This is a genomic window from Nostoc sp., assembly GCF_036917355.1.
Taxonomy (GTDB): Bacteria; Cyanobacteriota; Cyanobacteriia; order Cyanobacteriales; family Nostocaceae; genus Nostoc.
The window spans coordinates 123,669-148,057 of the sequence record NZ_JBALDP010000046.1 but is presented as its reverse complement, the minus strand read 5'-3'; the positions used below and the strand labels follow the sequence as shown (position 1 = coordinate 148,057).

At 43.8% G+C, this 24,389-nt stretch carries 26 protein-coding genes; 15 read left to right on the top strand and 11 right to left on the bottom strand.

From position 1 onward, the window contains the following. Positions 1 to 295 precede the first annotated feature (295 nt). Positions 296 to 655: a Rieske (2Fe-2S) protein gene (locus V7K53_RS14000; RefSeq protein WP_335198116.1), complete on the bottom strand. Its 360-nt coding sequence runs from the start codon at positions 653 to 655 to the stop codon at positions 296 to 298. 259 nt (positions 656 to 914) lie between these two features. Between V7K53_RS14000 and V7K53_RS13995 the strand changes: the two genes are divergently transcribed. The 4 genes from V7K53_RS13995 to V7K53_RS13980 all read left to right on the top strand — a co-directional run bounded on the left by V7K53_RS13995 (position 915) and on the right by V7K53_RS13980 (position 6,911). After that, entirely contained in the window at positions 915 to 2,753 is a 1,839-nt protein-coding gene (locus V7K53_RS13995) for a vWA domain-containing protein (protein ID WP_335198115.1), read from the top strand. Between the two features lie 274 nt (positions 2,754 to 3,027). After that, complete coding sequence (gene gap, locus V7K53_RS13990; protein WP_335198114.1) at positions 3,028 to 4,071, top strand: type I glyceraldehyde-3-phosphate dehydrogenase; 1,044 nt, start codon at positions 3,028 to 3,030, stop codon at positions 4,069 to 4,071. Between the two features lie 256 nt (positions 4,072 to 4,327). Next, positions 4,328 to 5,758, top strand: coding sequence for a pyruvate kinase (pyk, locus tag V7K53_RS13985; protein ID WP_335198119.1), 1,431 nt, complete (start codon positions 4,328 to 4,330; stop codon positions 5,756 to 5,758). Between the two features lie 148 nt (positions 5,759 to 5,906). Continuing rightward, entirely contained in the window at positions 5,907 to 6,911 is a 1,005-nt protein-coding gene (locus tag V7K53_RS13980; protein WP_335198113.1) for a transaldolase, read from the top strand. A 276-nt stretch (positions 6,912 to 7,187) separates the two neighbouring features. On the opposite strand, the gene psbN is transcribed toward V7K53_RS13980, so the two are convergent. Then, complete coding sequence (gene psbN, locus V7K53_RS13975) at positions 7,188 to 7,319, bottom strand: photosystem II reaction center protein PsbN (RefSeq protein ID WP_335198112.1); 132 nt, start codon at positions 7,317 to 7,319, stop codon at positions 7,188 to 7,190. 85 nt (positions 7,320 to 7,404) lie between these two features. Here psbN and psbH point away from each other — a divergent pair, with 85 nt between their 5' ends. The 3 genes from psbH (at position 7,405) to pth (ending at position 8,791) form a co-directional block, all read left to right on the top strand. Beyond that, positions 7,405 to 7,608: a photosystem II reaction center phosphoprotein PsbH gene (gene psbH, locus V7K53_RS13970; protein WP_094348882.1), complete on the top strand. Its 204-nt coding sequence runs from the start codon at positions 7,405 to 7,407 to the stop codon at positions 7,606 to 7,608. A 141-nt stretch (positions 7,609 to 7,749) separates the two neighbouring features. Then, positions 7,750 to 8,022: a TatA/E family twin arginine-targeting protein translocase gene (locus tag V7K53_RS13965; protein WP_335190751.1), complete on the top strand. Its 273-nt coding sequence runs from the start codon at positions 7,750 to 7,752 to the stop codon at positions 8,020 to 8,022. 127 nt (positions 8,023 to 8,149) lie between these two features. Further along, positions 8,150 to 8,791 carry an aminoacyl-tRNA hydrolase gene (gene pth / locus V7K53_RS13960; RefSeq protein WP_335190749.1) on the top strand — a complete coding sequence of 214 codons (642 nt, stop codon included), beginning with the start codon at positions 8,150 to 8,152 and terminating at the stop codon, positions 8,789 to 8,791. Between the two features lie 291 nt (positions 8,792 to 9,082). Here pth and rpsU read toward each other — a convergent pair whose 3' ends face one another. After that, the gene (rpsU, locus tag V7K53_RS13955) at positions 9,083 to 9,262 is read right to left on the bottom strand and encodes a 30S ribosomal protein S21 (RefSeq protein ID WP_069073049.1); all 180 of its coding nucleotides are present in this window, start codon (positions 9,260 to 9,262) and stop codon (positions 9,083 to 9,085) included. 292 nt (positions 9,263 to 9,554) lie between these two features. Continuing rightward, positions 9,555 to 9,899: a hypothetical protein gene (locus V7K53_RS13950; RefSeq protein WP_335190747.1), complete on the bottom strand. Its 345-nt coding sequence runs from the start codon at positions 9,897 to 9,899 to the stop codon at positions 9,555 to 9,557. Between the two features lie 172 nt (positions 9,900 to 10,071). Here V7K53_RS13950 and V7K53_RS13945 point away from each other — a divergent pair, with 172 nt between their 5' ends. Further along, entirely contained in the window at positions 10,072 to 10,206 is a 135-nt protein-coding gene (locus V7K53_RS13945) for a hypothetical protein (RefSeq protein WP_334840130.1), read from the top strand. A 71-nt stretch (positions 10,207 to 10,277) separates the two neighbouring features. Next, positions 10,278 to 11,114 (top strand): SPFH domain-containing protein, encoded by an 837-nt coding sequence (locus tag V7K53_RS13940; protein ID WP_335198111.1) that lies wholly within the window; start codon positions 10,278 to 10,280, stop codon positions 11,112 to 11,114. A gap of 3 nt (positions 11,115 to 11,117) precedes the next feature. On the opposite strand, the gene folP is transcribed toward V7K53_RS13940, so the two are convergent. Further along, on the bottom strand, positions 11,118 to 11,978 hold the full coding sequence (gene folP, locus V7K53_RS13935; RefSeq protein WP_335198109.1) for a dihydropteroate synthase: 861 nt from the start codon (positions 11,976 to 11,978) through the stop codon (positions 11,118 to 11,120). A 52-nt stretch (positions 11,979 to 12,030) separates the two neighbouring features. Further along, on the bottom strand, positions 12,031 to 12,762 hold the full coding sequence (gene tpiA / locus V7K53_RS13930) for a triose-phosphate isomerase (protein ID WP_322666978.1): 732 nt from the start codon (positions 12,760 to 12,762) through the stop codon (positions 12,031 to 12,033). A 297-nt stretch (positions 12,763 to 13,059) separates the two neighbouring features. Between tpiA and V7K53_RS13925 the strand changes: the two genes are divergently transcribed. Then, a complete protein-coding gene (locus V7K53_RS13925; RefSeq protein WP_335198108.1) occupies positions 13,060 to 14,538 on the top strand; it encodes a GTP-binding protein in 1,479 nt (492 codons plus the stop codon). A 190-nt stretch (positions 14,539 to 14,728) separates the two neighbouring features. On the opposite strand, the gene V7K53_RS13920 is transcribed toward V7K53_RS13925, so the two are convergent. Both V7K53_RS13920 and hisF read right to left on the bottom strand, forming a co-directional pair. Further along, the gene (locus tag V7K53_RS13920) at positions 14,729 to 14,920 is read right to left on the bottom strand and encodes a hypothetical protein (protein WP_094348875.1); all 192 of its coding nucleotides are present in this window, start codon (positions 14,918 to 14,920) and stop codon (positions 14,729 to 14,731) included. Positions 14,921 to 15,019: 99 nt separating this feature from the next. Next, positions 15,020 to 15,793: an imidazole glycerol phosphate synthase subunit HisF gene (gene hisF, locus V7K53_RS13915; protein WP_335198107.1), complete on the bottom strand. Its 774-nt coding sequence runs from the start codon at positions 15,791 to 15,793 to the stop codon at positions 15,020 to 15,022. Positions 15,794 to 15,986: 193 nt separating this feature from the next. On the opposite strand from hisF, the gene ruvB reads away from it, so the two are divergent. From ruvB to V7K53_RS13895, 4 genes are all read left to right on the top strand, one after another. Next, a complete protein-coding gene (gene ruvB, locus V7K53_RS13910) occupies positions 15,987 to 17,087 on the top strand; it encodes a Holliday junction branch migration DNA helicase RuvB (protein ID WP_335198106.1) in 1,101 nt (366 codons plus the stop codon). 168 nt (positions 17,088 to 17,255) lie between these two features. Next, positions 17,256 to 18,059 carry a tetratricopeptide repeat protein gene (locus V7K53_RS13905; RefSeq protein WP_335198105.1) on the top strand — a complete coding sequence of 268 codons (804 nt, stop codon included), beginning with the start codon at positions 17,256 to 17,258 and terminating at the stop codon, positions 18,057 to 18,059. A gap of 11 nt (positions 18,060 to 18,070) precedes the next feature. Continuing rightward, a complete protein-coding gene (locus tag V7K53_RS13900) occupies positions 18,071 to 19,345 on the top strand; it encodes a glycosyltransferase (protein WP_335198103.1) in 1,275 nt (424 codons plus the stop codon). Positions 19,346 to 19,615: 270 nt separating this feature from the next. Further along, positions 19,616 to 20,908, top strand: a complete 1,293-nt coding sequence (locus V7K53_RS13895) for a glycosyltransferase (protein WP_335198102.1) — start codon at positions 19,616 to 19,618, stop codon at positions 20,906 to 20,908. A gap of 49 nt (positions 20,909 to 20,957) precedes the next feature. Here V7K53_RS13895 and V7K53_RS13890 read toward each other — a convergent pair whose 3' ends face one another. From V7K53_RS13890 to V7K53_RS13880, 3 genes are all read right to left on the bottom strand, one after another. Beyond that, entirely contained in the window at positions 20,958 to 22,346 is a 1,389-nt protein-coding gene (locus tag V7K53_RS13890) for a cytochrome P450 (protein ID WP_335198101.1), read from the bottom strand. An 86-nt stretch (positions 22,347 to 22,432) separates the two neighbouring features. After that, complete coding sequence (locus tag V7K53_RS13885; protein WP_335198100.1) at positions 22,433 to 23,236, bottom strand: TIGR01548 family HAD-type hydrolase; 804 nt, start codon at positions 23,234 to 23,236, stop codon at positions 22,433 to 22,435. A 40-nt stretch (positions 23,237 to 23,276) separates the two neighbouring features. Then, positions 23,277 to 23,747, bottom strand: a complete 471-nt coding sequence (locus V7K53_RS13880) for a DUF29 domain-containing protein (protein ID WP_335198099.1) — start codon at positions 23,745 to 23,747, stop codon at positions 23,277 to 23,279. A 336-nt stretch (positions 23,748 to 24,083) separates the two neighbouring features. Here V7K53_RS13880 and V7K53_RS13875 point away from each other — a divergent pair, with 336 nt between their 5' ends. Next, entirely contained in the window at positions 24,084 to 24,383 is a 300-nt protein-coding gene (locus V7K53_RS13875; RefSeq protein WP_094333099.1) for a 30S ribosomal protein PSRP-3, read from the top strand. Positions 24,384 to 24,389 lie beyond the last annotated feature (6 nt).

The window sequence follows — 24,389 nt, the reverse complement described above, 5'->3', positions numbered from 1 at the left end:
CTGTGAGGCTGCTAGAGTATGGCATTACTACTTTATACAACTTTTGCGCTCACTTTACTTCAACACAGTAAAAGATGTCAAATGGGTTCTATAGAAGCCGGCAATGGTAGCACGTAATCCAACATTACATCACAGTAAAGTGTTTAAACTGCTTGAGAAGACGTTCTATTTTCTCTTTCAATGATTCCTATATCTCTGAAGTAGGTAAATTTTGCTAGAAACCCCAGCCAATGAGTTTAGCTGGGGTTTTTCTTTTTTTACTTAGAACTATTTCAGTAAATTCAGGGAGAGGGTGCTATTCCTCTTGGACATCAACCCAGATACTGCCTTCTTCAACACGAATCGGAAACACTGGTAGTGCCTTTGGTTGTGAAACTAACGAGAGTACCTTACCTACACCAGGTGGCCAAGAACACCAATCTTTTACCTCACCAGTCCGCAGGTCGAAAGCACTGTGATGGAAGGAACAAACAATTGCGCCATTCTCATTTATTTTCCCACTTTTCAAAGGTAATTTTAAGTGAGGACAAGTGTTATCTACAGCATAAAGCTGACTTTCGTGATTCAAAAGCAAAATTTTCCGGTTGCCAACTTTCACCACTTCTCGCGCACCTGGCGAAAGTGCATCGACTGCAAGAACTTTAGTCCAACTCATTAGGTTCTCCTCTCCTAATATATCTGCTTTCAGTTTCCCGCAATTGTGACCAGTGCGATCGCCTTTCACTACCGGAGAGTCGAGAATGTCTACGACGAGCTTTGTCTACGCTGGTGAAATACTAAAACTATAAAATCTTACATTAAATACCATCTTTATACTGAACAAACTTATTTCTGGGTAAACTAAATAAAGCACATACTGTCTATGCATCACAAGGCTTGTAGCTGATAAAAGACTATTTTGAGGCATATAAAAAATGATTAAGACAAGTTACGAATTTGACCAGTCTATCCTCGCCGCAGGATCTTCATTAAAGACAAATATTCTGCTACGTTTCCGTACTGACATAGCTAAATCTCCTCGACGTAACCTTAACCTTTCGCTTGTAATTGACCGTTCCGGCTCTATGGCAGGCGCTCCCTTGCATCACGCACTCAAAGCCGCTGAGTCTGTGGTAGATCGACTTGAGCCTGATGACATTCTCTCAGTAGTTGTTTACGACGATGAAGTAGATAGTGTTGTGCCACCCCAAGCTGTGACTAACAAAGCCACTCTGAAAAATTCCATCCGCAAGGTGAGAGCAGGCGGTATTACCAACTTATCGGGGGGATGGCTCAAAGGCTGCGAACACGTGAAAACGCGACTCGATCCGCAAAAAATCAACCGTGTTCTCCTGCTTACCGATGGTCACGCCAATATGGGCATTCAAGACCCCAAAATACTGACAGCGACAGCAGGGCAAAAAGCTGAGGAAGGCATTATCACAACTACGTTAGGTTTTGCTCAGGGTTTCAACGAAGACCTACTGATTGGAATGGCAAGGGCAGCCACAGGCAACTTCTACTTCATTCAGAGCATCGACGAAGCAACTGAAGTGTTTAGTATTGAGCTAGACAGTCTTAGAGCAGTAGTAGGACAGAACCTCAAGGTGACACTTGAATTGGCTAATGGTGTCAGCCTGGTTGATACTTTAAGTCTGGCTAAAGTTAGCCAGAATGACGTAGGTCAAACTGTCATCACCTTGGGAGAGCTTTACGAGGGTGAGGACAAACTTCTCGGTTTGAGTCTGGGGATATCAAGCGCTCAAGTTGGTGATTTACCTGTGATGAAGCTACATTACAGCGCCGATGTTGTGCAAGATGACCGCATTCAAAGCGTTTCAGGTACAGTCGATGTCGTCGCCAAAGTTGGCACTGTTGAGGAAGCAGCTTTTGCTGCTACAAGCCATATCATTCTGGAACTGAGTCGCCTTACTATTGCTAAGGCTAAAGAGACTAGCCTTAATCTCGCTGAACATGGCAAGCATCAGGAAGCTGAACAAACCCTGCGATCGCTTGTGAAAGATTTGCGAGATAAAGGGTTGAACGAGAATTTTGAAATTGCTGAAGAAATCGATCAGCTTGAATATTTCGCCGATCGCATTGCTCAAAAAGCTCTAGGTAATGCCGGACGGAAAGAGATGCGAGATCAGACTTACCAGACGATGACGCGCAATCGCAGCGATTTGGTGGGCCGCGGTGTCACTACTGGCGATGAAGTGTACGCCATGCCCATTGTGAATGAAGTCGGTTCAGGCGTTGAATTGCACTGCGTTCGTGAAGGGGGTAAACTGCGGGTTAAGGTCATGTCCGAAGGCTACGATCCAACCAAGAACATTCAGTTTCCCCGCGCCATTCGTGCCGAGGGGGCGCGCTATGTCGTTGAAGGGTTGGAACTCTCAAGCGATCGCACTTTCTATCGGGTACGTGGTAAGATTACCCGTTTTGCTCAACCCGGTGAAGCAGATATCTTCGTTGCCCCTAGACAATCCAATCGAGCTAACACAGGTAAAGCTTCCAAAGGCCCTGCCAGTGCTGCCGATCTTCCTACAACTGACAGTGTAGGGGACAGCATTTTAGTTCAGTGTGTCAAAGATGGCAGCAAGCTGCGTGCTAGGGTGGTTTCCGACGGATATGAACCAGATTGGAATATGCGTTTTCCGCGATCGGTTCGCGAGGAAGGAATGCTTTACGTCGTTGATGAAGTCAAAACCGCACCGGATGGCAAATCTTATATTGCCTGTGGTGAAATTAAGCGATTTGTACAACCTACTTGAATTGAGAAGCGAGGGAGCGGCACTTCTCTACGAGAGGCTGCGCCAACGACTACGCTCAGTGACCGAGGAGCAGAGGAGAATAATTAATGCCCCATGCCCACTTGCCCTGACCGTAGCCGAAGGGATGCCCCATGCCCCAATCCTTAAAATATGCCAAGTAAATATGCCTTAGCTGACTGAGACTGTCAGGATCAAAGAGTAAAGAGTAGAAGGCAATCTATCTTGACTTTTAACTTTCTCCTTTTGTTCAACTTCCACAACGGGAGGTTTAATCTTGACTAAATTGAAAGTTGGTATCAATGGCTTCGGTCGAATCGGACGACTTGTACTTCGCGCTGGCATCGATAACCCCAACATTGAGTTTGTGGGCATTAACGACCTAGTACCACCAGATAACCTCGCTTACTTATTAAAGTACGACTCAACCCACGGTCAATTAAAGCACAAGGTTGAAGCCAAGGAAGACGGTATTCTCATTGACGGACATTTCATTCCTTGTGTGTCGGTGAGGAATCCAGCAGAGTTACCTTGGGGAAAATTAGGTGCAGATTATGTCGTGGAAGCTACCGGACTTTTCACTGACTACGAAGGAGCTGCAAACCACCTGAAGGCAGGTGCAAAGCGAGTGGTAATTTCCGCTCCCACTAAAGATCCAGATAGAGTTACTACCCTGTTAATGGGTGTTAATCATCACCTGTTTGACCCTAGCAAGGATATCATTGTCTCCAATGCTAGCTGCACTACAAACTGTCTAGCTCCCATAGCTAAGGTCATTAATGATAATTTCGGGTTGACTGAAGGGTTGATGACCACAGTCCATGCCATGACTGCGACTCAGCCAACTGTAGACGGCCCCAGCAAGAAAGACTGGCGGGGTGGTCGAGGTGCATCCCAAAATATTATTCCCTCCTCCACAGGCGCAGCTAAAGCCGTAGCACTGGTTTTACCAGAATTGAAGGGCAGGTTAACTGGGATGGCATTACGAGTTCCGACTCCCGATGTCTCTGTAGTTGATTTAACTTTCAAAACAGCCAAAGCCACCAGTTATCAGGAAATCCGTGCTGCTATGAAGGAGGCTGCCGCAGGTTCACTAAAGGGTATCTTAGGCTACACAGATGAAGAAGTAGTTTCCACTGATTTTCAAGGCGATACCCATTCCAGCATCTTCGACGCAGGTGCTGGGATTGAGTTGAATTCAAACTTCTTCAAGGTAATTGCCTGGTATGACAACGAGTGGGGTTACTCAAATCGCGTGATTGACTTGATGTTGTCTATGTCACAGAAGGAAAAACTCGCCCCGACAGCGGCTGTGGTTTGATTAGTCATTAGTCATTAGTCATTAGTCATTAGTCATTGGTCATTAGCTTTTGACTGCTGACTCTTGACTAGGGACTTTTGGGATTTGGGTCAAATGGTAAATACTCCGAAAATAAAACGGAATCTAGTATTTTTATTTAGCAAACCAGTGATATGAAGCACGTGTGAATTTGGGTGTTTTGTGCGATGTCTACGACGGGCTACGCCTACGCTCAAAGCATCCAAATTTGCAAGTTACTCCTCAACCCCCAATCCCTATGCGTCGAACCAAAATCATTTGTACTGTTGGCCCGGCTACATCTGCACCTGAAAAGCTGCAAGCCTTGGTAAAAGCTGGAATGAATGTGGCACGGCTGAATTTTTCCCACGGAGCTTATGAATTCCACGCCCAAACGGCTCACTATCTCAGGCAGATTAGTACTGAGCTGCAAAAGCCGATCGCCATTATGCAAGACCTATGTGGCCCTAAAATTCGCTTGGGGACTTTACCACCGGAAGGCTTAAATTTAGAAGCTGGTACTGAAGTTACCTTTGTTTTGCAAGAAAAGGGTGAGAGTATTGACGAACTACCCTTACCATTGCCGACTTTATTTGCAATGGTGCGACCAGGCGAACCAATTTTAATTAATGATGGTCGTGTCAAATTGATAGTTACCGATCGCGATGCCGATCGCATTCGGGCACAGGTGAAAAATGGCGGGTTAATTTCTACGCACAAGGGAGTAAATCTGCCCCAAACTCCTTTACCTGTAAGTTCGATCACCGAAAAAGACTTGCTGGATCTGCGTTTTGGGATTCAGTTGGGTGTAGACTGGGTGGCGGTGTCCTTTGTGCGATCGCCACAAGACTTAGAACCCGCCAGACGGATGATTGAAGCCGCCGGCGCTTCCATCCGCTTGATTGCCAAAATCGAAAGATCGGAGGCAGTAGAAAACTTTGACTCCATTCTGAAAGTTGCCGACGCGATTATGATTGCCCGTGGCGATTTAGGGGTGGAAGTGCCAATTCATGAAGTACCCCTAATTCAAAAAGATATTATTCGCCGTTGCAATCGTGCTGGCAAGCCGGTGATTACAGCCACCCAAATGCTAGAGTCGATGATTAGCGCTCCCGATCCCACTCGCGCCGAAGCAACCGATGTTGCTAACTCTATCTTGGATGGAACAGACGCGGTAATGCTTTCTGGTGAAACAGCTGTCGGACAATATCCCGTTGCCGCCGTCCAGATGATGCACAACATCGCCGTGCGGACAGAACAAGCTCTCGATGAGGGTAGCAAACATGCTTGGTGTCATGAAGCAGGTAGTCTTAGCGTTACCGAATCTGTGGCAGAATCCGTCTGTCGCATCGCCTATGAAACAGGCTCACGGGCAATTCTTTGTAATACTTCATCAGGAAGTACAGCGAGAATGGTGTCTAAATATCGGCCGACTTCTCCCATTATTGCCCTCACCTCCGACATTACCGCTTATCGCCAGCTAGCACTTTCTTGGGGTGTAGAAGCTTTGCTGATCCCACCAGTACACAATGCCGAAGAGATGTTTACCAATGTGGTGAACACAGTTGTAGACATGGGTCTAGCGAATAAGGGCGATAAAGTAGTAATTACCTCTGGTGTTCCAATTGGTAAATCAGGAACAACTAGTTTAATCAAAGTGCATTCCATTGGACAGCCAATTTCGGCATAAGGCACTTAGAATAAGGCTGTGGCTCAAGATAGTAAGCAAAATTGGGCAATCATTAAGAAAAATTGCCAGAATCAGAATTGAAGGAAGAGTAAAGAGTGTAAAGAACTGGGGAATAAGTAAATCCTAAACAAACATCACGGAGTATTTTATGTCTAAGAATTTACTGGAACAATTGCGAGAAGTGACTGTTGTGGTCGCAGATACAGGGGATATCCAGGCAATTGAAAAGTTCAAACCCCAAGATGCCACCACCAATCCTTCGCTGATTACTGCTGCGGCACAAATGCCAGAATATCAGGGAATTGTCGATCAAACTTTACTGCAAGCGAAGAAAGATGCTGGAGCCGGAGCCACCCAAGCACAGATAGTTTCTCTAGCTTTTGACCGTTTGGCAGTTGCTTTTGGATTAAAGATTTTGCAAATCATTCCCGGTCGCGTGTCTACGGAAGTGGATGCTCGCTTGTCCTACGATACCGAAGCTACCCTGACTAAGGCACGGGATTTAATTGCTCAGTATAAAGCTGCTGGAGTTGGTCGCGATCGCGTGTTAATTAAAATTGCCAGCACTTGGGAAGGCATTCGCGCTGCGGAAATTCTGGAAAAAGAAGGTATTCACTGTAACCTTACCTTGTTATTTGGTCTTCACCAAGCGATCGCCTGTGCAGAAGCCGGGATCACCCTAATTTCTCCCTTCGTCGGTCGGATTCTTGACTGGTACAAAAAAGATACCGGACGCGATAGCTACCCAGCAGCCGAAGATCCAGGTGTTTTGTCTGTCACCAAAATCTACAACTACTACAAGAAATTTGGCTACAAAACCGAAGTTATGGGAGCTAGTTTCCGTAACCTTGGTGAAATTACTGAACTTGCAGGTAGTGATTTGCTGACCATTTCGCCATCGCTTTTGGCTGAATTGCAAGCAACCGTTGGAGAACTGCCACGCAAACTTGACCCTGCGAAGGCAGCAAGCTTGTCAATCGAAAAGATATCCATTGACAAAGCTAGTTATGAGAAGATGCACGCTGCCGATCGTATGGCAACTGACAAACTAGACGAAGGTATTAAAGGTTTCACCAAGGCACTAGAAGACCTTGAGAAACTTTTAGCAGAACGACTCGTTCGCCTGGAAGGAGAGGTAGTGGCAACCCATTAGAGACTTCCAATTAAAAAACATCCAAAGTAGTGTGCGTTACGGCTCAAGCCGTAACGCACTTCAAGATTATGGATAATATCATGTCCGGGTAAAGCGACTAACGGTATTGGCTTTGTCAGTTGCCGTAAAAATTTTACAACTGATTCAGAGACGGGATAATCCTAAAATAGCCTGCAACTGTTGCCTTTACCGACAAGCAACAGCCATGCTTGTCTACGTAGGCGTTGCTCGTCGTAGACATAGCACTAACAATTTATGCGGACATGATATGACTTTTTAATCTTCGTGGTCATCAAACGGATCGTTCAACTCCTTGCTAGGAGGGCCAAAGGAGGTATAAATCGAAAATCCAGTGATGGCAACCACCACGGCGGCCATAGAAATGCTAAGAACTATTGCGGGTTCCATAATTGAGAGATAGATGATGAGTGCTATTCTTATAGAATATTACAGAAGATTAAAAAAAGCTTTGGCAAGTAATCTTAGGTGAACTATGGCACAAAGGACTAGGTTGGGAGATATCCTGAAACCACTTAACTCTGAGTATGGGAAAGTGGCTCCAGGTTGGGGTACTACCCCTGTGATGGCTGTTTTTATGGCGCTATTTTTCGTGTTTCTGCTGATTATTCTGCAACTTTACAATAAATCACTGTTGGTTCAGGATGTATTTGTCGATTGGCGCAGTTTAGGACGCTAACGCATACACAGCGAGCGAGTTTGGATAACAAGTTAAGTTTCACCCGGTTCTTCCGGGTTTTTTTGTGAGTTGCGATTTCCGACTAGACTAACTATATATGTGAGTTTCTGTAGTGGTTTTAGAGTTTACAGGAGACAAAAAATGAATATATTTGGTATCGGTCTGCCAGAAATGGCTGTAATTATGGTGGTAGCGCTGTTAATCTTTGGCCCAAAAAAGCTACCAGAGATCGGTCGGAGTGTGGGCAAAACAATTCGTAGTTTCCAAGAAGCTTCCAAGGAGTTTCAAAACGAGTTCCAAAAAGAAGCAGAACAGTTAGAAGAAGTTGTACAGACTACTGCTGAATTGGAACCTAAGCAAATCCACTCTGCTAAATCTGAGCAGGATACCGCTAATTCTTCCCAACCTAGCTAGTCTGTCAAGTTCGTAGTAAGGATTTTAGTCCTGGATTTTAAGCACTGAAGTGTTTACTACGAACTTATCAAAATTAATCAGACAGACTATATAGAAGAGTGCTGCATATCAATTGACTGTAGGCAAAATGACAGAAGCTGTTACGCAACCAGCTTTGGTAATTCCACAACTAATCGTCGGGTTAGGGAATCCAGAAGCTAAATATGACCAAACACGCCATAATATCGGTTTTGCTGCTTTAGAAACTCTCTCTCGTTCCTGGCGTATTTCCTTAACAGAAAACCGCAAGTTTCAGGGTGAGTATGGCGAGGGTATGGCCCCAGGTGGAGGTAAAATTCGCTTGTTGAAACCGTTAACTTATATGAATCGCTCAGGACAAGCAATACAAGCGGTGACAAGTTGGTATAAATTGCCGCCTGAGTCAGTGTTGATCGTTTATGACGATATGGATTTGCCTTTAGGAAAAACTCGTTTGCGTTTATCTGGTTCGGCTGGGGGACATAACGGTATGAAAAGTGCGATCGCACATCTTAGTAGCCAAAACTTTCCCCGTTTGCGAATCGGTATTGGTAAACCCAAAGATGCAGCTAATAAAGATGATTCCGGTACTATCTCTCATGTGCTGGGGCGATTTTCCGCTGCCGAAAATCAGCAGATGTCTCTTGTACTTCAGTTCGTAGTTGAGTGTATTGAACTAAGTCTCAAGCAGGGAGTAGAAAAGGCGATGAATGTTTGTAATAGCCGCACCATTAATAATTCTGAGTCTTAGGGCTGGATGAATACTGTCCTATCAGCTGATTAAAGAAAGCTAACCGATGTTTAAAGGCGCTTATTTTGGTTGATGGGCAGCGATTTTAGCTTGCTCCATCTAACCAAGATAAAGTCTCTAACGCTCTCTACGTATAGGAAAAGTAACTCATTTATACTCTAATTAGCGGTGCGGCAGACTTTGCTTAATGTTTGTATGAATAATGGCGATGTCTATGACGGGCTACGCCTACGTGCTATTGCCTGTTTTCGGTCATAACCTCAAGCAACGCCGATATCACACCAAATTGGTTTATTTAAAACGTCTTGTGCGTCTAGCTGCCACTGCCTTACGTTTGCGTTTTTCTATTGGTGTTTCAAAGTGCCGATGATATTTCACATCAGCTAATATCCCAGCTTTGGAAACCTGACGTTTAAACCGACGCAAAGCTGAGTCTATTCCTTCGTTCTCTCCTAGAACCACCTGGGTCATTCTTCCCTTTTCCTCATCATCAATAGTTTCCATTCTAATATTACCCTCAACCTTAGTAAAACCCCTCTGAGCTAAAGTCATGATTAAGAGGCTATTCGTCCGGTTGAGGCGGTTTATATGTGCTTCTGCCTCGTAAAATCGGTACTTAACTCAAAGTTAATCTAAGTGCCGTAATGCACTCTCAGAACTAATAGAGAAGATGTGGAAATTATAATACTAAATTTTTCTGACTGTACTCTGAACTGGGTAATAATGTAATCTTAGTTACTAAGATATATGATGAAAACAGATTTTAAAAGTTGATTCTGCCCTCATTTAATAATTTATATCCAGTTGCTAATGCTGTAAAAGCAATTATGAAATTCCATAAGCTAGTTGGCTTTAAAATAACTCCACCGCTTAAGAAAATTAGTACTATACCAATGCCTAGAAAAATCCATCCTAAGTTACCAGTTTCTCTTTGAAAAAAGATTAATGCAAATATACCTATCATTGTTGCCAAAACTGAAGCTGTAGCAGGTAAGCTCCGATAAAAATATGAATAGTAACCGCTAACAAATATGATGTTTTGACCAAAAAAGTATAATCCTGTGAAAAGTAGAATTAAACCTATAAGTTTGATTAACAACCTGCCCATAATATTTTGATATTTTTAATGGCCCAAGCCAATTTTTATCCGATTATAGTGGTGTTTTTAAATACTGCCAAATTTTTACCTTTATAGAAAGTTTTTACGTAAATATACTTAAAACAACTTCAGGCTGTCTGAAAATGCCAGTACGAGTAATGTTGATTACATCGAGTAGTCCTTGCCAGCGTTTTATCAAGGTGCTTTAATAGCGATCGCATTCCGCAAAACAGTCTCACTTAGAGAATATGTACAAAACATGCAGCGACTCGACATCGCTGCCGGTGTTGATAAAATTACAGACTCAAAACATTAAACTCAAAGATATGACAAGCTAGTAGCATATCTTTGACACTAAATTCTCCCCAAAGCTGAATAGGAGCATACATGGAGCCAATTATTGCTATAGTTTTAGCCCTTATAGGTTATGCATTAGGTTCTGCAAAACTGATTAATCAAGGAAATGAAGCCTTAGTCGAACGCTTAGGGCGGTATCATCGAAAACTTAAGCCGGGGCTGAACTTTATTGTTCCCTTGGTAGATCAGATTGTCATGGAAGATACTACACGAGAGCAGTTTACAGACATCAAACCTCAAAATGTGATCACCCAAGATAATATTTACGTAGAAGTGGATGCTATTGTATACTGGCGTATTCGAGATATTGAGAGAAGCTTTTACGCGATTGAGGATCTGCAAGGGGCATTAACACAGATAACCACAACTACACTCCGAGAAATCATTGCCCAAAATACCCTAGAGCAGACCAACGTCTCTAGAGCAGAGATGGACTCAGCTATTTTAGATCAGTTGAATCATGTAACGGCAGATTGGGGAGTTGAAATTCTCCGGTTAGATATTCAGAGAATTACTCTACCTGAGAGTGTGCGAAAGTCTAGGGAAGAGGAACAAGCCGCCGTCATCAAGAAACGGGCGCTGATTACCGAAGCAGAAGGGGAAAAGGAAGCTGCAATTAAAAAAGCAGAAGGAACTATGGCTTCAGTGCAAATCATTTCTCAAGCTCTCCGTTCCAATCCCGATAGTAGAGACATTCTGCGGTATCTTGTGGCTCAAGATTACGTAGATGCCAGCCAAAAACTTGGTGAGAGCAGTAATGCCAAAATTGTCTTTGTAGACCCAGCTAACTCAAGTGAAATGTTTCAGGAGTTGATAGCCGAGTCGGTAACTCAAGAAGGTAACGGCAAAAAAAACGAAGAACGTTAACACTTAAGAGTTATGCTGTGTAGCCTGTCTCAATAAGGCATCGGCTACTAATGAAACATCGCGCATTTCTTGAACATCGTGAACTCGGAGGATATCAGCGCCATTAAAAATAGCAGCACAACAAGCTGCTGCCGTTCCCCAAACTCGTGCTTTGGGATCTGGTTGATTTAAAATGCGACCAATGAAACTTTTACGAGATGCTCCTACCAAGATAGGACAGTTGAGTGGTGCGAGCGATCGCAAGCTGCGAAAAATTTCTAAATTTTGCTCATAGTTTTTCGCAAAACCAATACCAGGATCGATAATAATTTTTTCCAGGTCAATGCCCGCAGTAGTTGCTGCCTCAATTTGCCGAGCCAAAAAACTATAAATCTCACCTAGCAAATCTTGATAATCAGTTTGTTGTTGCATTGTCTGTGGTGTTCCCCGGATGTGCATTAAAATCATCGGCACACCTAATTCTGCGACTGTTGGCAACATTTCTGAGTCAAAAGTGCCGCCAGAAATATCATTAATAATATCGGCTTCAGCTTCTACAGATGCCTTGGCGACAGCAGCACGGGTTGTATCTACAGAAATCGGGACTGAAATCTCTGGTCTTAGTACCTGTAATACCGATAGTACCCGATCAAGTTCCTCCCCCAGAGTGATTTGCTTTGCCCCTGGTCGAGTTGATTGACCGCCCACATCAATGATGTCAGCACCGGCAGCCACCAGTGCTTGCGCTTGTATTAAAGCGGCAGAGGAAGTGTTAAACTCACCCCCATCACTAAAGCTATCGGGCGTTACATTTAAAATGCCCATCAAATAAGTCCGCTGTCCCCAATCGAAACAGCGTCCTCGAATTATCAAGTTCCTTGGCATAAATCTACATTAGGCATTCCCATGCAGAGCATGGGAACGAGAAAAAAGCACATCACACTGACTTAAAATTCACAATCCGAGCGAAACTCTCAGGTTCTAGACTTGCTCCTCCCACGAGGACACCATCAATTTCTGGTTGAGCCATAATCTCATCAATATTATTCGGCTTAACTGAGCCGCCATATTGAATTGATACATTCGGATTAGTCAACTGACTGCGAATTAAGCCAATTATTCGATTAGCTTCTTCTACTTCACAAGTGTCACCCGTGCCAATCGCCCAAATCGGTTCGTAGGCAATCACCAAATTATCCTGATCGATATCTACCAAGGCTTTGTCGAGTTGGAGAGCAATCAGAGATTCAGTTTCTCCCGCATCTCGTTGTTGTTTACTTTCACCAACACAGAGAATTGGAGTCAAACCAAACCTTTGAGCAGTTCGGAGGCGCAGATTAACGGTGGCGTCCGTTTCCCCAAAGTATTGCCGCCGTTCGCTATGACCGACAATCACAAAGCGCACACCGCTTTCTGTCAGCATTGGGCCAGAAATCTCACCCGTATAGGCTCCATATTCTTCCCAATGGATATTTTGTGCCCCCAATTGAATGAGGCTACCGTGCAAAGTCTTGGACAAAACACTTAAATCAGTGAAAGGAGGACACAATATCACTTCTCGCCCTTGGGGGGTTTCCTCTAAGTGGGGCAGAAATCCTTGTAAAAACTCCTGGGTTTCTGCCTGGGTTTTGAACATTTTCCAGTTGCCGGCAATAACGATTTTCCGCACAGGTAATTTAGTCAAGATCCTAACGCGTTATATTAGATGCATTTTTCAGTTTATGACTTTTTGTTAGCCATTAGTCATTGGTCATTGGTCATTGGTCATTAGTTATTTATTATTCTCTCCCGCTTCTCGGTAACAGAGCCTTGGTCATTGAGCGTAGTCGAAATGAGCCGTTGGCGTAGCCTCTCGTAGAGAAGTGCTGCTCCCCTGCTCCCTAATCTGCACAAACCTTTGTTAAAAATAACTAGGATAAGAGACAGGGCTAATTTAAAAATCCCAAATTTCCAATCTCAAATTGATATGACTTCGACATTGCCCGTGCCTGAACCTGACCAAAGCGATTCCAATACTGACGCAAATTCTCTCAGCTGGGAGGAAGAACTGGATAGTGCTATTTTCAGTTTTGAAGACATTCAGACGGAACTGAACTATAAACAAGCACAAACAGCGTTGCGAAACTTGGTAGCCAATCTCGACCTTACTCCTCACGAAAAAACCGGGTTAGAGACGGAAATTGCTGAGTTGGAAACCATGCTGGGAAAGTTAGACCGTATGGTAGTGCAGATTGCGACTTTTGGCATGGTGGGACGTGGTAAGTCTTCTCTACTCAATTCTTTGGTTGGGCAAACGGTATTTGAAACTGGGCCGCTGCACGGTGTCACCCGTACTGCCCAAACAGTTAATTGGAGTATTAGCGAGGAGATGATTGGGGAAACTGAACGTGCTTTGCGTGTCACTCTCCCTGGTGTAGGTCAATCTCAAGTGGAATTAATTGATACTCCTGGGTTAGATGAAGTAGATGGTGCAACCCGCGCCGCCTTAGCTGAACAGATTGCTAAACAAGCAGATTTGATTCTGTTTGTGATATCTGGCGATATGACAAAGCTGGAATACGCTGCCCTTTCGCAGTTGCGGGAAGCAGGTAAACCGATCATTCTGGTGTTTAACAAAGTAGACCAGTATCCAGAAGCAGACCGGATGGCAATTTATCACAAAATCCGGGATGAAAGGGTGCGGGAATTACTCACACCTCTAGAAATTGTCATGGCTGCGGCATCGCCATTGGTGAAGACGGCGATTCGCCGCCCTGATGGTAGTAGGGGCATACAGTTGCGTACAGGAAATGCCCAAGTCGAGGAACTGAAGCTGAAAATATTAGAAATTCTGCATCGTGAGGGCAAAGCCTTAGTTGCTCTAAATACTATGCTTTATGCCGATATCGTAAATGAGCAGTTGATAGAACGAAAACTGATGATTCGGGAACAGAATGCCAATCAGTTGATTTGGAAGGCTGTGATGACTAAGGCATTAGCGATCGCACTCAATCCTGTAACTGTGGTAGATATTCTGAGTAGTGTGGTAATTGATATTGCTCTGATTTTGGGTTTATCTAAACTCTATGGCTTCTCGATGACCGAAGCTGGGGCTGTACAGTTGCTACAAAAAATCGCCCTGAGTATGGGCGGTATCGGTGCTAGTGAATTGTTAGCAAATTTAGGCTTGAGTGGATTAAAAACTTTACTTGGAATCTCTGCAACAGCTACGGGTGGCATTGCGCTAGGTCCTTATATATCGGTGGCAATTACCCAAGGAGGAGTAGCTGGTGTTTCTTCTTACGGTATTGGACAAGTTACCAAAGTTTATTTAGCCAATGGCGCAACTTGGGGGCCTGATGGGCCGAAAGCAGTGATTAATCGGATTTTGACAAATTTGGATGAGACTTCAATTCTTAACCGGATTAAAGATGAATTACTCCAAAAAGTAAAACTCAAAAAGTGATGTATAAATTAGATTTGGTCAGCCATATTTACTTTCGCACTTACCTTATTCCAGAAGGCAAAAATTATACTTTCGGATACTTTTAGAACATCCTCTTAAAATCAGCTATATATAATTGCTTAGTTATTATTACTTTGTCAAGCTTTCTGGAAACTAAATTTTAAATATCCCCTCTCGCACTCAGCACTCTTTAGGATACTTGCAACAAATAGGTCATACAATGACCCATCAAAAAGTAAACTACTAACATGGCAGCAGCAGCCAGAGCAACCAAGGTACCAGCTAACATTAGAGAAAATTCTTTACTCTCGTAGGCTTTTTCCATTAAGTGCAGCGACCACGCTACCAGGGCGACATCAAAAAGTAGAATAGGAAGCAACATATTTTTTAATATTTGTTAATACTTGTAAAATAATATTAACACCCTTTTCAGGAAGTGTGTCTAACCTTAGATGGATGTCATTAAATGAGAAATAGTGGATCAACAGAATGTTCTAACTGGCACGTTGCGATCGCGCAAGTAACTTTTAATTTCTGCTACGCTTAATTGTCCGTAATGTAACAGTGATGCGAGTAATGCGGCTTCAGCTTTGCCTTCAGTTAGGGCAGTGTAAATATGTTCACAATTACCTGCACCACCAGAAGCAATAACTGGAATTTCTACAGCATCGGCAATTGCCCGTGTAATCTCAATGTCATACCCGGCTTGGGTTCCATCAGCATCCATACTTGTGACTAGCAGTTCTCCGGCCCCCCGTTTTTCAACTTCCTGTGCCCACAATAGGGCATCTAAGCCTGTATTTTCTCTGCCACCCCGCACATACACATCCCAACCTGGATTTTCCGGGTTATTTCTGCGTCTGGCATCAATAGCAACAACTATGCACTGATTACCAAAGCGATCGCTGGCCCGATTAATCAAGTCTGGGTCGCGCACCGCCGCAGAATTAATACTAACCTTATCTGCGCCGGCTCGTAACAAAGCTTTAACATTTTCTAAGGATTGAATGCCACCACCTACAGTCAATGGAATAAAGACCTGTTCAGCAGTGCGGTAGACCACATCTATAATTGTAGCTCGGTCTTCATGAGTAGCTGTAATATCCAGAAATACTAACTCATCAGCACCGGCTTCGTTGTAAACCTTTGCCAGCTCTACCGGATCGCCTGCATCTTGGAGATTAACAAAGTTAACTCCTTTTACAACCCGTCCCGCCTTCACATCTAAGCACGGTAAGATTCTTTTAGATAACATAATAACTTTTGTACTTCTGGGTAATTGACCGAATTTAAATTTTAAATTGGCGCGGGTATTCTCAAACGAAAATTTTCACGGGCATGGGGCATTGGGCATTGGTTCTTCTTTCTCCCCCTGCTTCCCTTGCCTCCCCTGCTCCCCCACTCCTTGCTCCCCACTCCCTAGTCCCTTAAAAGTAGATAGCTGAATTATGGCGATAATCTCATCGAAAAAACAGCCTCCAGAACCCAACGGCGAACCAAAGCAGCGTCGAGACTCGGCGAAAGCACCATCCGCAGAAAATATTTTGAAGCCTGAAGCTGCCATTGATGAGCAAGAACAGCAAGAAGAAGGTATTCGACCACACCGATTTGCTGATTACATTGGGCAAAAAGATTTAAAGGATGTGCTAGATATTGCCATTAAAGCAGCAAAGTCTCGTGGTGAGGTACTGGATCACTTGCTGCTGTATGGGCCGCCGGGATTGGGCAAAACCACAATGGCAATGATTTTAGCATCGGAAATGGGGGTAAATTACAAAATTACCAGTGCGCCAGCCTTAGAACGTCCACGAGATATTGTTGGGCTACTAGTGAACCTCAAGCCAGGGGATATCTTATTTGTGGATGAAATTCATCGCCTCTCGCGGATGACGGAGGAAATTCTCTATCCAGCAATGGAAGATTATCGCTTAGATATTACTATTGGTAAGGGTTCCAGCGCTCGGATTAGAAGTTTGCCTCTGTCAAAGTTTACCCTAGTGGGAGCTACAACCCGTGTTGGTGCTTTAACTTCACCACTGCGCGATCGCTTTGGTTTAATTCAAAAACTGCGATTTTACGAAGTTGATGAATTGACTAAAATTGTACTGCGAACCGCTCAATTACTCAAAACCCCCGTTACAGAAGATGGAGCCACAGAAATTGCCCGTCGTTCACGCGGAACACCACGGATTGCTAATAGATTACTTAAACGAGTCCGTGATTATGCTGAAGTAAAAGAATCTGGGGATATTAATGAAAGCATTGCATCCGAAGCATTGCAACTATTCCAAGTAGATCCTTGCGGTTTAGATTGGACAGATCGCCAAATGCTGAGTGTGATAATTGAACAATTTAACGGCGGACCAGTGGGGTTAGAAACAATGGCAGCAGCGACAGGTGAAGATACCCAAACAATTGAAGAGGTGTACGAACCTTACCTGATGCAGATTGGGTATTTAACTAGAACTCATCGCGGCAGGATGGCGACTAAGGCAGCATACAAGCATTTGGGCTTTACACCACCTAACGAACAATTGTCATTATTGTAATTATGTGCATTAGGCATTGGGCACTTGTACTGAGCGTAGTCGAAGTATTGGGCATTGATACTCGTAAATGAGTCTTTGAACTCCTTTAATGAGCCTTTGAACTCCATTCCTCTGCCCCATACTCAATGACAAATGACAAATGACAAATGACAAATTAGGTAAACCTAGATGATTAAGTTGATTGGTATTTTTCTCAGTCTGTTACTTGTGTTTGGCTGGGGCACACCAGTGATGGCACAATCTCAGCCGCCCATTACTCAAGAACAGTTAAAACAAGGTGATGAGTGGGCAAATCAAGCGTTTATAGCGACGAATCAAGGTGACTTTGCGACGGCTGAAACTTACTGGACAAAGATTATTGAGCAATTTCCCACGAATGCTGGGGCGTGGAGTAACCGGGGAAATTCACGGGTGAGCCAGAATAAGTTACAAGAGGCGATCGCAGATTATAACAAAGCCATAGAACTAGCGCCGAATGTTACCGATCCTTACTTGAATCGGGGCGCAGCGTTGGAAGGGATGGGAAAATGGTCAGATGCGATCGCAGATTATAATCGTGTTCTAGAACTCGATCCTAACGATGCGATGGCGTATAACAATCGTGGCAATGCCACAGCCGGGTTAGGAAAATGGTCAGATGCGATCGCAGACTACAAAAAATCTAATGAGATAGCCCCGAATTTTGCCTTCGCCCGTGCTAACTACGCCCTCGCTCTTTATGAAACTGGTCAAAAAGAGCAAGCAATCCGCGAGATGCGAAATATCGCCCGTAAATACTCTAAATTTGCTGATGTGCGTGCCGCCCTCACAGCTGCATATTGGGTAAATGGAGAACAAGGTGAAGCCGAAAGTAACTGGGTAGCAGCTTATGGACTTGATAGCCGCTATAAGGATATCGACTGGGTAAAAAATATCCGCCGTTGGCCTCCCAGCCTAGTTACAGCTTTGGATAAGTTCTTGAAAATCCAGTAGAGGCATTGATAATGACTCATTTCGGCATCATCTGTCCTGGTGCAGCAACTGGCCCCCTCAATACAATGCTTCCCTTGGGGCAAGAACTTCAACGGCGTGGGCATCGCGTTACCTTCTTTGGCTCACTCGACACTCAATCTAAGGTACTGGCAGGAGGAATAGAATTCCAAGCAATTGGTGAAAAAGATTTTGTCCCTGGCTCAACAGCAGAAACCTTTGCCAAATTAGGTCAACTGCGGGGATTAGCTGCGTTGCGATACACTATTGACCTGCTGAAGCTTGTTTCATCTGTGACACTCCAAGAGGCTCCAGCAGCAATTAAAGCAGCAGGCGTAGAAGCTTTGCTAGTAAACCAAAGTTCACCAGAGGGAGGGACAATTGCCGAGTTTCTGAAAATTCCTTTCATTATTGTGTGCAGCGCTGTGGTGCTGAATCAAGAACCTAGCATTCCTCCTTTTTTCACAACTTGGAAGTATAGACCAGCTGCGTGGGCACGTTTACGCAACAAAATAGGCTACACCTTACTTAATAGCGTTGTCAAACCACTTGAAGATTTGATTAATGAATATCGTCGAGAGTGGAAATTACCCCTGTACTCTAGTCTTAAAGATAGTTACTCTCCACTGGCTCAAATAAGTAATGCACCTGCTGAGTTTGAATTTCCTAGAGAAGAATTACCTCCTTGGTTCCATTTCACTGGAAGCTACCATACTTCAGCTAGTCGAGCAACTGTTTCTTTCCCTTATGAAAAATTAACGGGTAAACCGTTAATTTACGCTTCGATGGGAACATTGCAAAACCGTCTGATTTGGGTTTTTCAGACTATTGCTTCAGCTTGTGAAGATTTGGATGTTCAGTTAGTGATTTCTCTGGGAGGTTCTGCTAAACCAGAATCATTACCAGACTTGGCAGGAAATCCTTTAGTAGTTGAGTATGCACCTCAATTAGAAGTGCTGGAAAAAGCCACCCTCATGATTACTCATGCGGGAATGAATACAACAATGGAATGTTTGAAAAAAGGAGTGCCAATGGTGGCGATTCCAGTTGCTAATGACCAGCCAGGAGTAGCAGCGCGGATTGCTTGGACAGGAGCGGGTGAGCTTATCACTCTCAAGAAACTGAATGTTCCCAGATTGAAAAATGCTATTAAGCGCGTGTTGACAGAAGAATCTTATAAACAGAATGCCCTCCGATTACAAGCAGCTACTCTCCGTGCTGGTGGGGTAAGTCGAGCGGCTGATATTATTGAGCAGGCTGTTTCTACTGGCAAGCCTGTCTTGGCTTAAACACAATAAGTAATCACACAGAACTATTTACACATGAGTTTCTAGTCGGAAAAAGGATTTTATACCTTAATTTTGTGTAAATAATTTTGTTTAACTACTTAATGAGAATCCCAGTCTAGTTATAGCTTTGGATAAGTTCTTAAAAATCCAGTAACATCTGTGAAACATCATACCCTTGTGGATTGTTTGATACTAAAATTATGTCCATAAATTTTGCACCAAATAGCGGATAATAGTTATATTTGGCTTGCATTTTTTAAAGGTTTCGCTATGACTCATTTTGGGATTCTTTGTCCTGCTGCGATCGGTCATCTCAACCCGATGTGTGCTTTGGGTAGAGAATTGCAACGGCGTGGTCATCGCGTCACCTTATTTCATATACCCGATGTTCAAACTAAGGTACAGAAAGCTGGCTTAGAATTTTACACGATTGGAGAGGCTGAATTCCCGCTTGGAAGTCTGGAACCAATGTATAAACACTTGGGTGAAATGAGTGGATTACCAGCGTTGCGTTTTACGATCAGTTGGCTGGAAAAAGAAACAGTCATGCTTTTCCGTGAAGTACCAGAAGCACTCTCTAAGGTAGGTATAGAAGCCCTATTAGTAGATCAGGTAACGTCTGCCGGTGGAACTATTGCCGACTTTGTAAATATACCCTTCGTCACTGTATGTAATGCTCTGCTAACTAATAGAGAAGAGGCAGTTCCTCCCTACTTTACACCTTGGCCCAACAACCAAGCTTGGTGGTCTCGTAAGCGAAACCAAGTGGGTAACTTTTTGCTTAATCGTTTATCAATAAAAATCTGGGATTTAGTAGTAAATCAACGTCGTCGATGGAATTTACCACCTTATGTCAAGCGTGAAGATGCTGCGGGGAAACTAGCTCATATCTGTCAGCTACCTGCTGAGTTTGACTTTCCAAGAGAACGGTTAGCTAAGTTTTTTCATTACACTGGACCTTTGCAAGATCCATCAGGGCTAGAACCCATCTCTTCGTCTACATCTTTCCCCTTTGAAAAGTTAAACGATCAACCATTGATTTTTGCTGCGTTGGGAACCTTACAAAATCGCAAAGAAGAAATTTTTGAGACTATTGCTGAAGCTTGTATGGGTTTAGATATGCAACTAGTAATTTCTTTGGGTCAGCCTGAAAGAAAGGAATCAGTCCCTAATCTACCTGGTTCGCCTTTGGTAGTAGCTTACGCACCTCAACAGCAATTAATCTCAAGATCGATTCTAACTATTACCCATGCTGGAATGAATGCAGTGCTAAATGCTTTAAGTAGCGGAGTCCCCCTTGTAGCTATTCCTATTACTAATGAACAGCCAGGAATCGCTGCTCGTATAGCTTACACCGGAGCAGGAGAATTTGTGCCACTGTCTGGTTTGAGTGTACACAGGTTGCGAGACACTATTAAGAAGGTAATAACAGAAGATTCTTACAAAAAGAATGCCTTGAGACTACAAGAGGCGATTCAGCGAGCCGGTGGAGTGAGCCGAGCGGCTGATATTATCGAACAGGTCGTGTCTAGCGGTAAACCTGTTTTATCTAATCGACCCTAAGAGGCTATGTGCGATCGCTCCTACCCTATCTCATATTATTTCAAACTTTCTAAACAAAACTAGTCTCTCGAACTGCCTGATTTTGCTGGCGTCTCCCCTTCACCACCATCTTCACACCACCTGCTGGGCTAAATAGCAAACCCTTACGTACTGGCTGCACTGGTTTACTATCAGCCAGTTCCATCTCCCAGTGAGACAGTACTGTTGCCAACACCAATTTCATCTCAAACAAGGCAAATGCCATACCAATACAGCGACGGTTCCCGCCACCAAAGGGTAAATACTCATAGGGAGAAAATTGCCGTTCCAGAAAACGCTCTGGCTTAAATTGCTTCGACTCAGGATATAAATCTTCTCGATGATGGGTCAAATAAATAGAGGGATTGAGCAAAGTACCAGGCTCAAAGTTGTATTCTCCAATTTGTAGCGGTGATTTGACCACTCGATTTAGTGCCGATATCGCCACTGGGTAAAGACGTAGGGTTTCAGAACAGACAGCATTCAAATAAGGCAATCGGAAAATAGCATTTGGATCTGGTTGTTCGCCCAATTTATCTAGTTCTTGCAGCAGTTTTTCACGCACCTGTGGTAAATGATGAATCCAGTAAAGCGCCCATGATAAGGATGTTGCAGTAGTTTCGTGACCCGCCACTAATAGAGTCATCAGTTCGTCACGTAATTCCAAATCTGTCATCGGCTCTCCCGCTTCATCACGAGCAGCCATCATTAAAGATAGAATATCAGTCCGAGATGAATCGAGTTGTGCTTTGCGTTCTTGAATCTCGGCGTAGATAATTTGATCGATTTGCTGCCGTAAACGCAAGTATTTCCCCCAAGGACTCCATGCTCCTAAATCCTGCCGCATTGCTGGGAAAAGAAGCAGAACTGTTCTTAAAATAGGGATTTTGGGATTCAGGATTGCAATCAGGAGTTCATTGAGTTTCTCGTAACGTGGCCCATCTTCTAGACCAAATACAGCCTTCAAAATCACTTGAAAAGAGATTGCTTGCATTGATGGCAGAGCTGCAAAGGTTTCTCCAACCTGCCACTGATTAATCACTTGCTCAGTGATGTCGCGGATTAATTCACCATAAGCTAGCATTCGTTCCCCATGTAAGGGTGGTGTCAATAGCTTTCGTTGTCGCTGATGAGGCTTTCCTTCCAGCGCAAGTAGTGATTGGCGTCCTAATAAAGGCGATCTAATCCCTGCTGGCTCACCAGAGTCTAACTGTTTTGGATCTGTAGTAAAAATCTGCTGAATCGCCTGGGGATTGCTAATGAAAACTTGAGCAGGAGAATTTTGTCCTAGCTGAAGGGTGAAGATATCACCATAGCGTTTAGCACAGTCTTCTAGGTATTCTAAGGGATTAGTCAGCCACTGATACGTCTGTACCCAAGGGTGAGTTTGAGGGCCGTTAGGCAGTTTAAGTGCAGACATTTTTATTAATCTCCCAATGATTAAAGCAAGATTCTTATCAGCCAGTCATTTATGCACCCCTAGCTTGATTAATCTTAGATCACAGATCAAGCAAATGAACTTATCAATTCTTGAATCTGCCTTGGAGTCAATTCTTGCACATTACGCAAAACTACTGCTGCTCCTGCTGCTATTAGTGTTTCACCATAAGCATCACTACGCGCTGCTGTTTCCTGAACGTGGGGCGGTAAAACGCCTACACCAAGCCAAGTGCGAGAAGAATCTAGACTCCGCGCTTTCTCGATAGTATACATATCTGCTACCGTATCTCCCACATACACGATCGCTAATTTTTGCTCAATTCCATTTTCTAATTCACGAACTGTAGCGAAAAGTCCTGTAGGATCGGGTTTCCCTGGCGCATCTTCCATTGCAATCAATACTGGAGATTCCAAGCCCAGGCGTTTTTCTAATACATAGTTGGCGGAAGCACGAGTTGCACCGCTAAAAAATCCCCAAGGAATCCCCGCTTCGGTAAGTTGTTCTAAATAACTAGGTTGTAATAATAAGGGTTCATTACAGATATACCCTGTAAAATTATTTGGATCTGAGCCTCGGTAACGCGATTGAAAAAAAGCAACGATCGCACTGTAATCTAGTTGCAGTTGTTCTCGGCTCTGTCCTTGGGTTTCAAAGTAGCGGTAAATTAATTCTTGCGATGCTTCCCAATCGTTATTCCACACGCCTTCAGACTTCAACTGGTCAATATCCAGTGGGGTTGGCCGATATGCTTGGGTAGTAAAATATTCTACGGTATCTGCGATCGCTCGGCGATAGGAACCGCTAACATCGCGCACAACACCATCAATATCGAAAACAACGATCGCTTTTACAGAAGTTGGTTGAGTCATGGGGTAGGAAGCAAAAGAGTTTTAAATCATCATAATGCGCTCATGACTCAGGTAAAAAATCGGGGTCGAGGGTTTGCTCTGGCGTGAAGGGAGATTGTTCGGGGAAGGTAGCTAGATGCAATTCAGTTTCATCGGCAGCCAAGAGTCTAGCATCGTTATAACACAGCCCAAAAACCTCAAAGAAATAGGGTTTGAGGCTAGGACTTTCTTCTAGAGCTTCTCTGAGGCGTTTACGATGCTCGCGAATTGTTGCTCGCCAACTACCAGAGCGCTTCTCGGCTTGATATTTATACTTCAAGAGGTGCATCAGCACCACTTCCAAATTGCTTCTGAGTGCTTTCTTTTCACTCCTACCCATTGTTTCAATTTCATCAACCAAATTCTCTAAATCCAGTTCTGTGAGCCGACCTTGCTTGAGCAGTTCTGCTGTGGTTTGAATCCACAGGTAAAAGTCTTGCTCATACAAATCTGAACCAGATGTTGTTTGAGATTGGGGCAGTTGGGCAGTCACGTCGCTTCGCTCCGAATTCAAAATTCAAAATTCAAAATTCAAAATTAATTAGGACTTACGCAAAAACTCTCTGAAACCCTCTTCCCTTCGTGTCCTTCGCGTCCTTTGCGGTTCGTTTTTCCATAATTTTGCGTAAGTCCTGTTAATAATTCCCATAAACAAATTTACTTGCTCTGTATCATGAGTCTGTTTCGGTAACAAGCATCTTTCGTTAACGCCGACTACACCTTATGCTAGCCCAATCCAATCACTGTTTGGTCATTTGATAGGGTATTGCGTTAAAATAAGCGATCGCTATCCTAGTTAAATAATGCCCGGAAATTCCCGGAGGTGTGATTGACCAAGTTTATTTTGAAAATTCTGTGGTTAGACGAGAACGTTGCTCTAGCAGTGGATCAAGTTGTAGGCAAAGGCACCAGTCCCTTGACTAAGTACTTTTTTTGGCCCAGAAATGATGCCTGGGAAGAGTTAAAAAAGGAATTAGAGTCCAAACATTGGATTACTGATCTGGATCGTGTTGAGTTGCTTAACAAAGCAACAGAAGTGATTAACTACTGGCAAGAGGAAGGCAGAAACCGTCCAATGGCAGAAGCTCAGTTGAAATTTCCGGAAGTTGCCTTTACAGGTAGCGCTTGATATTAC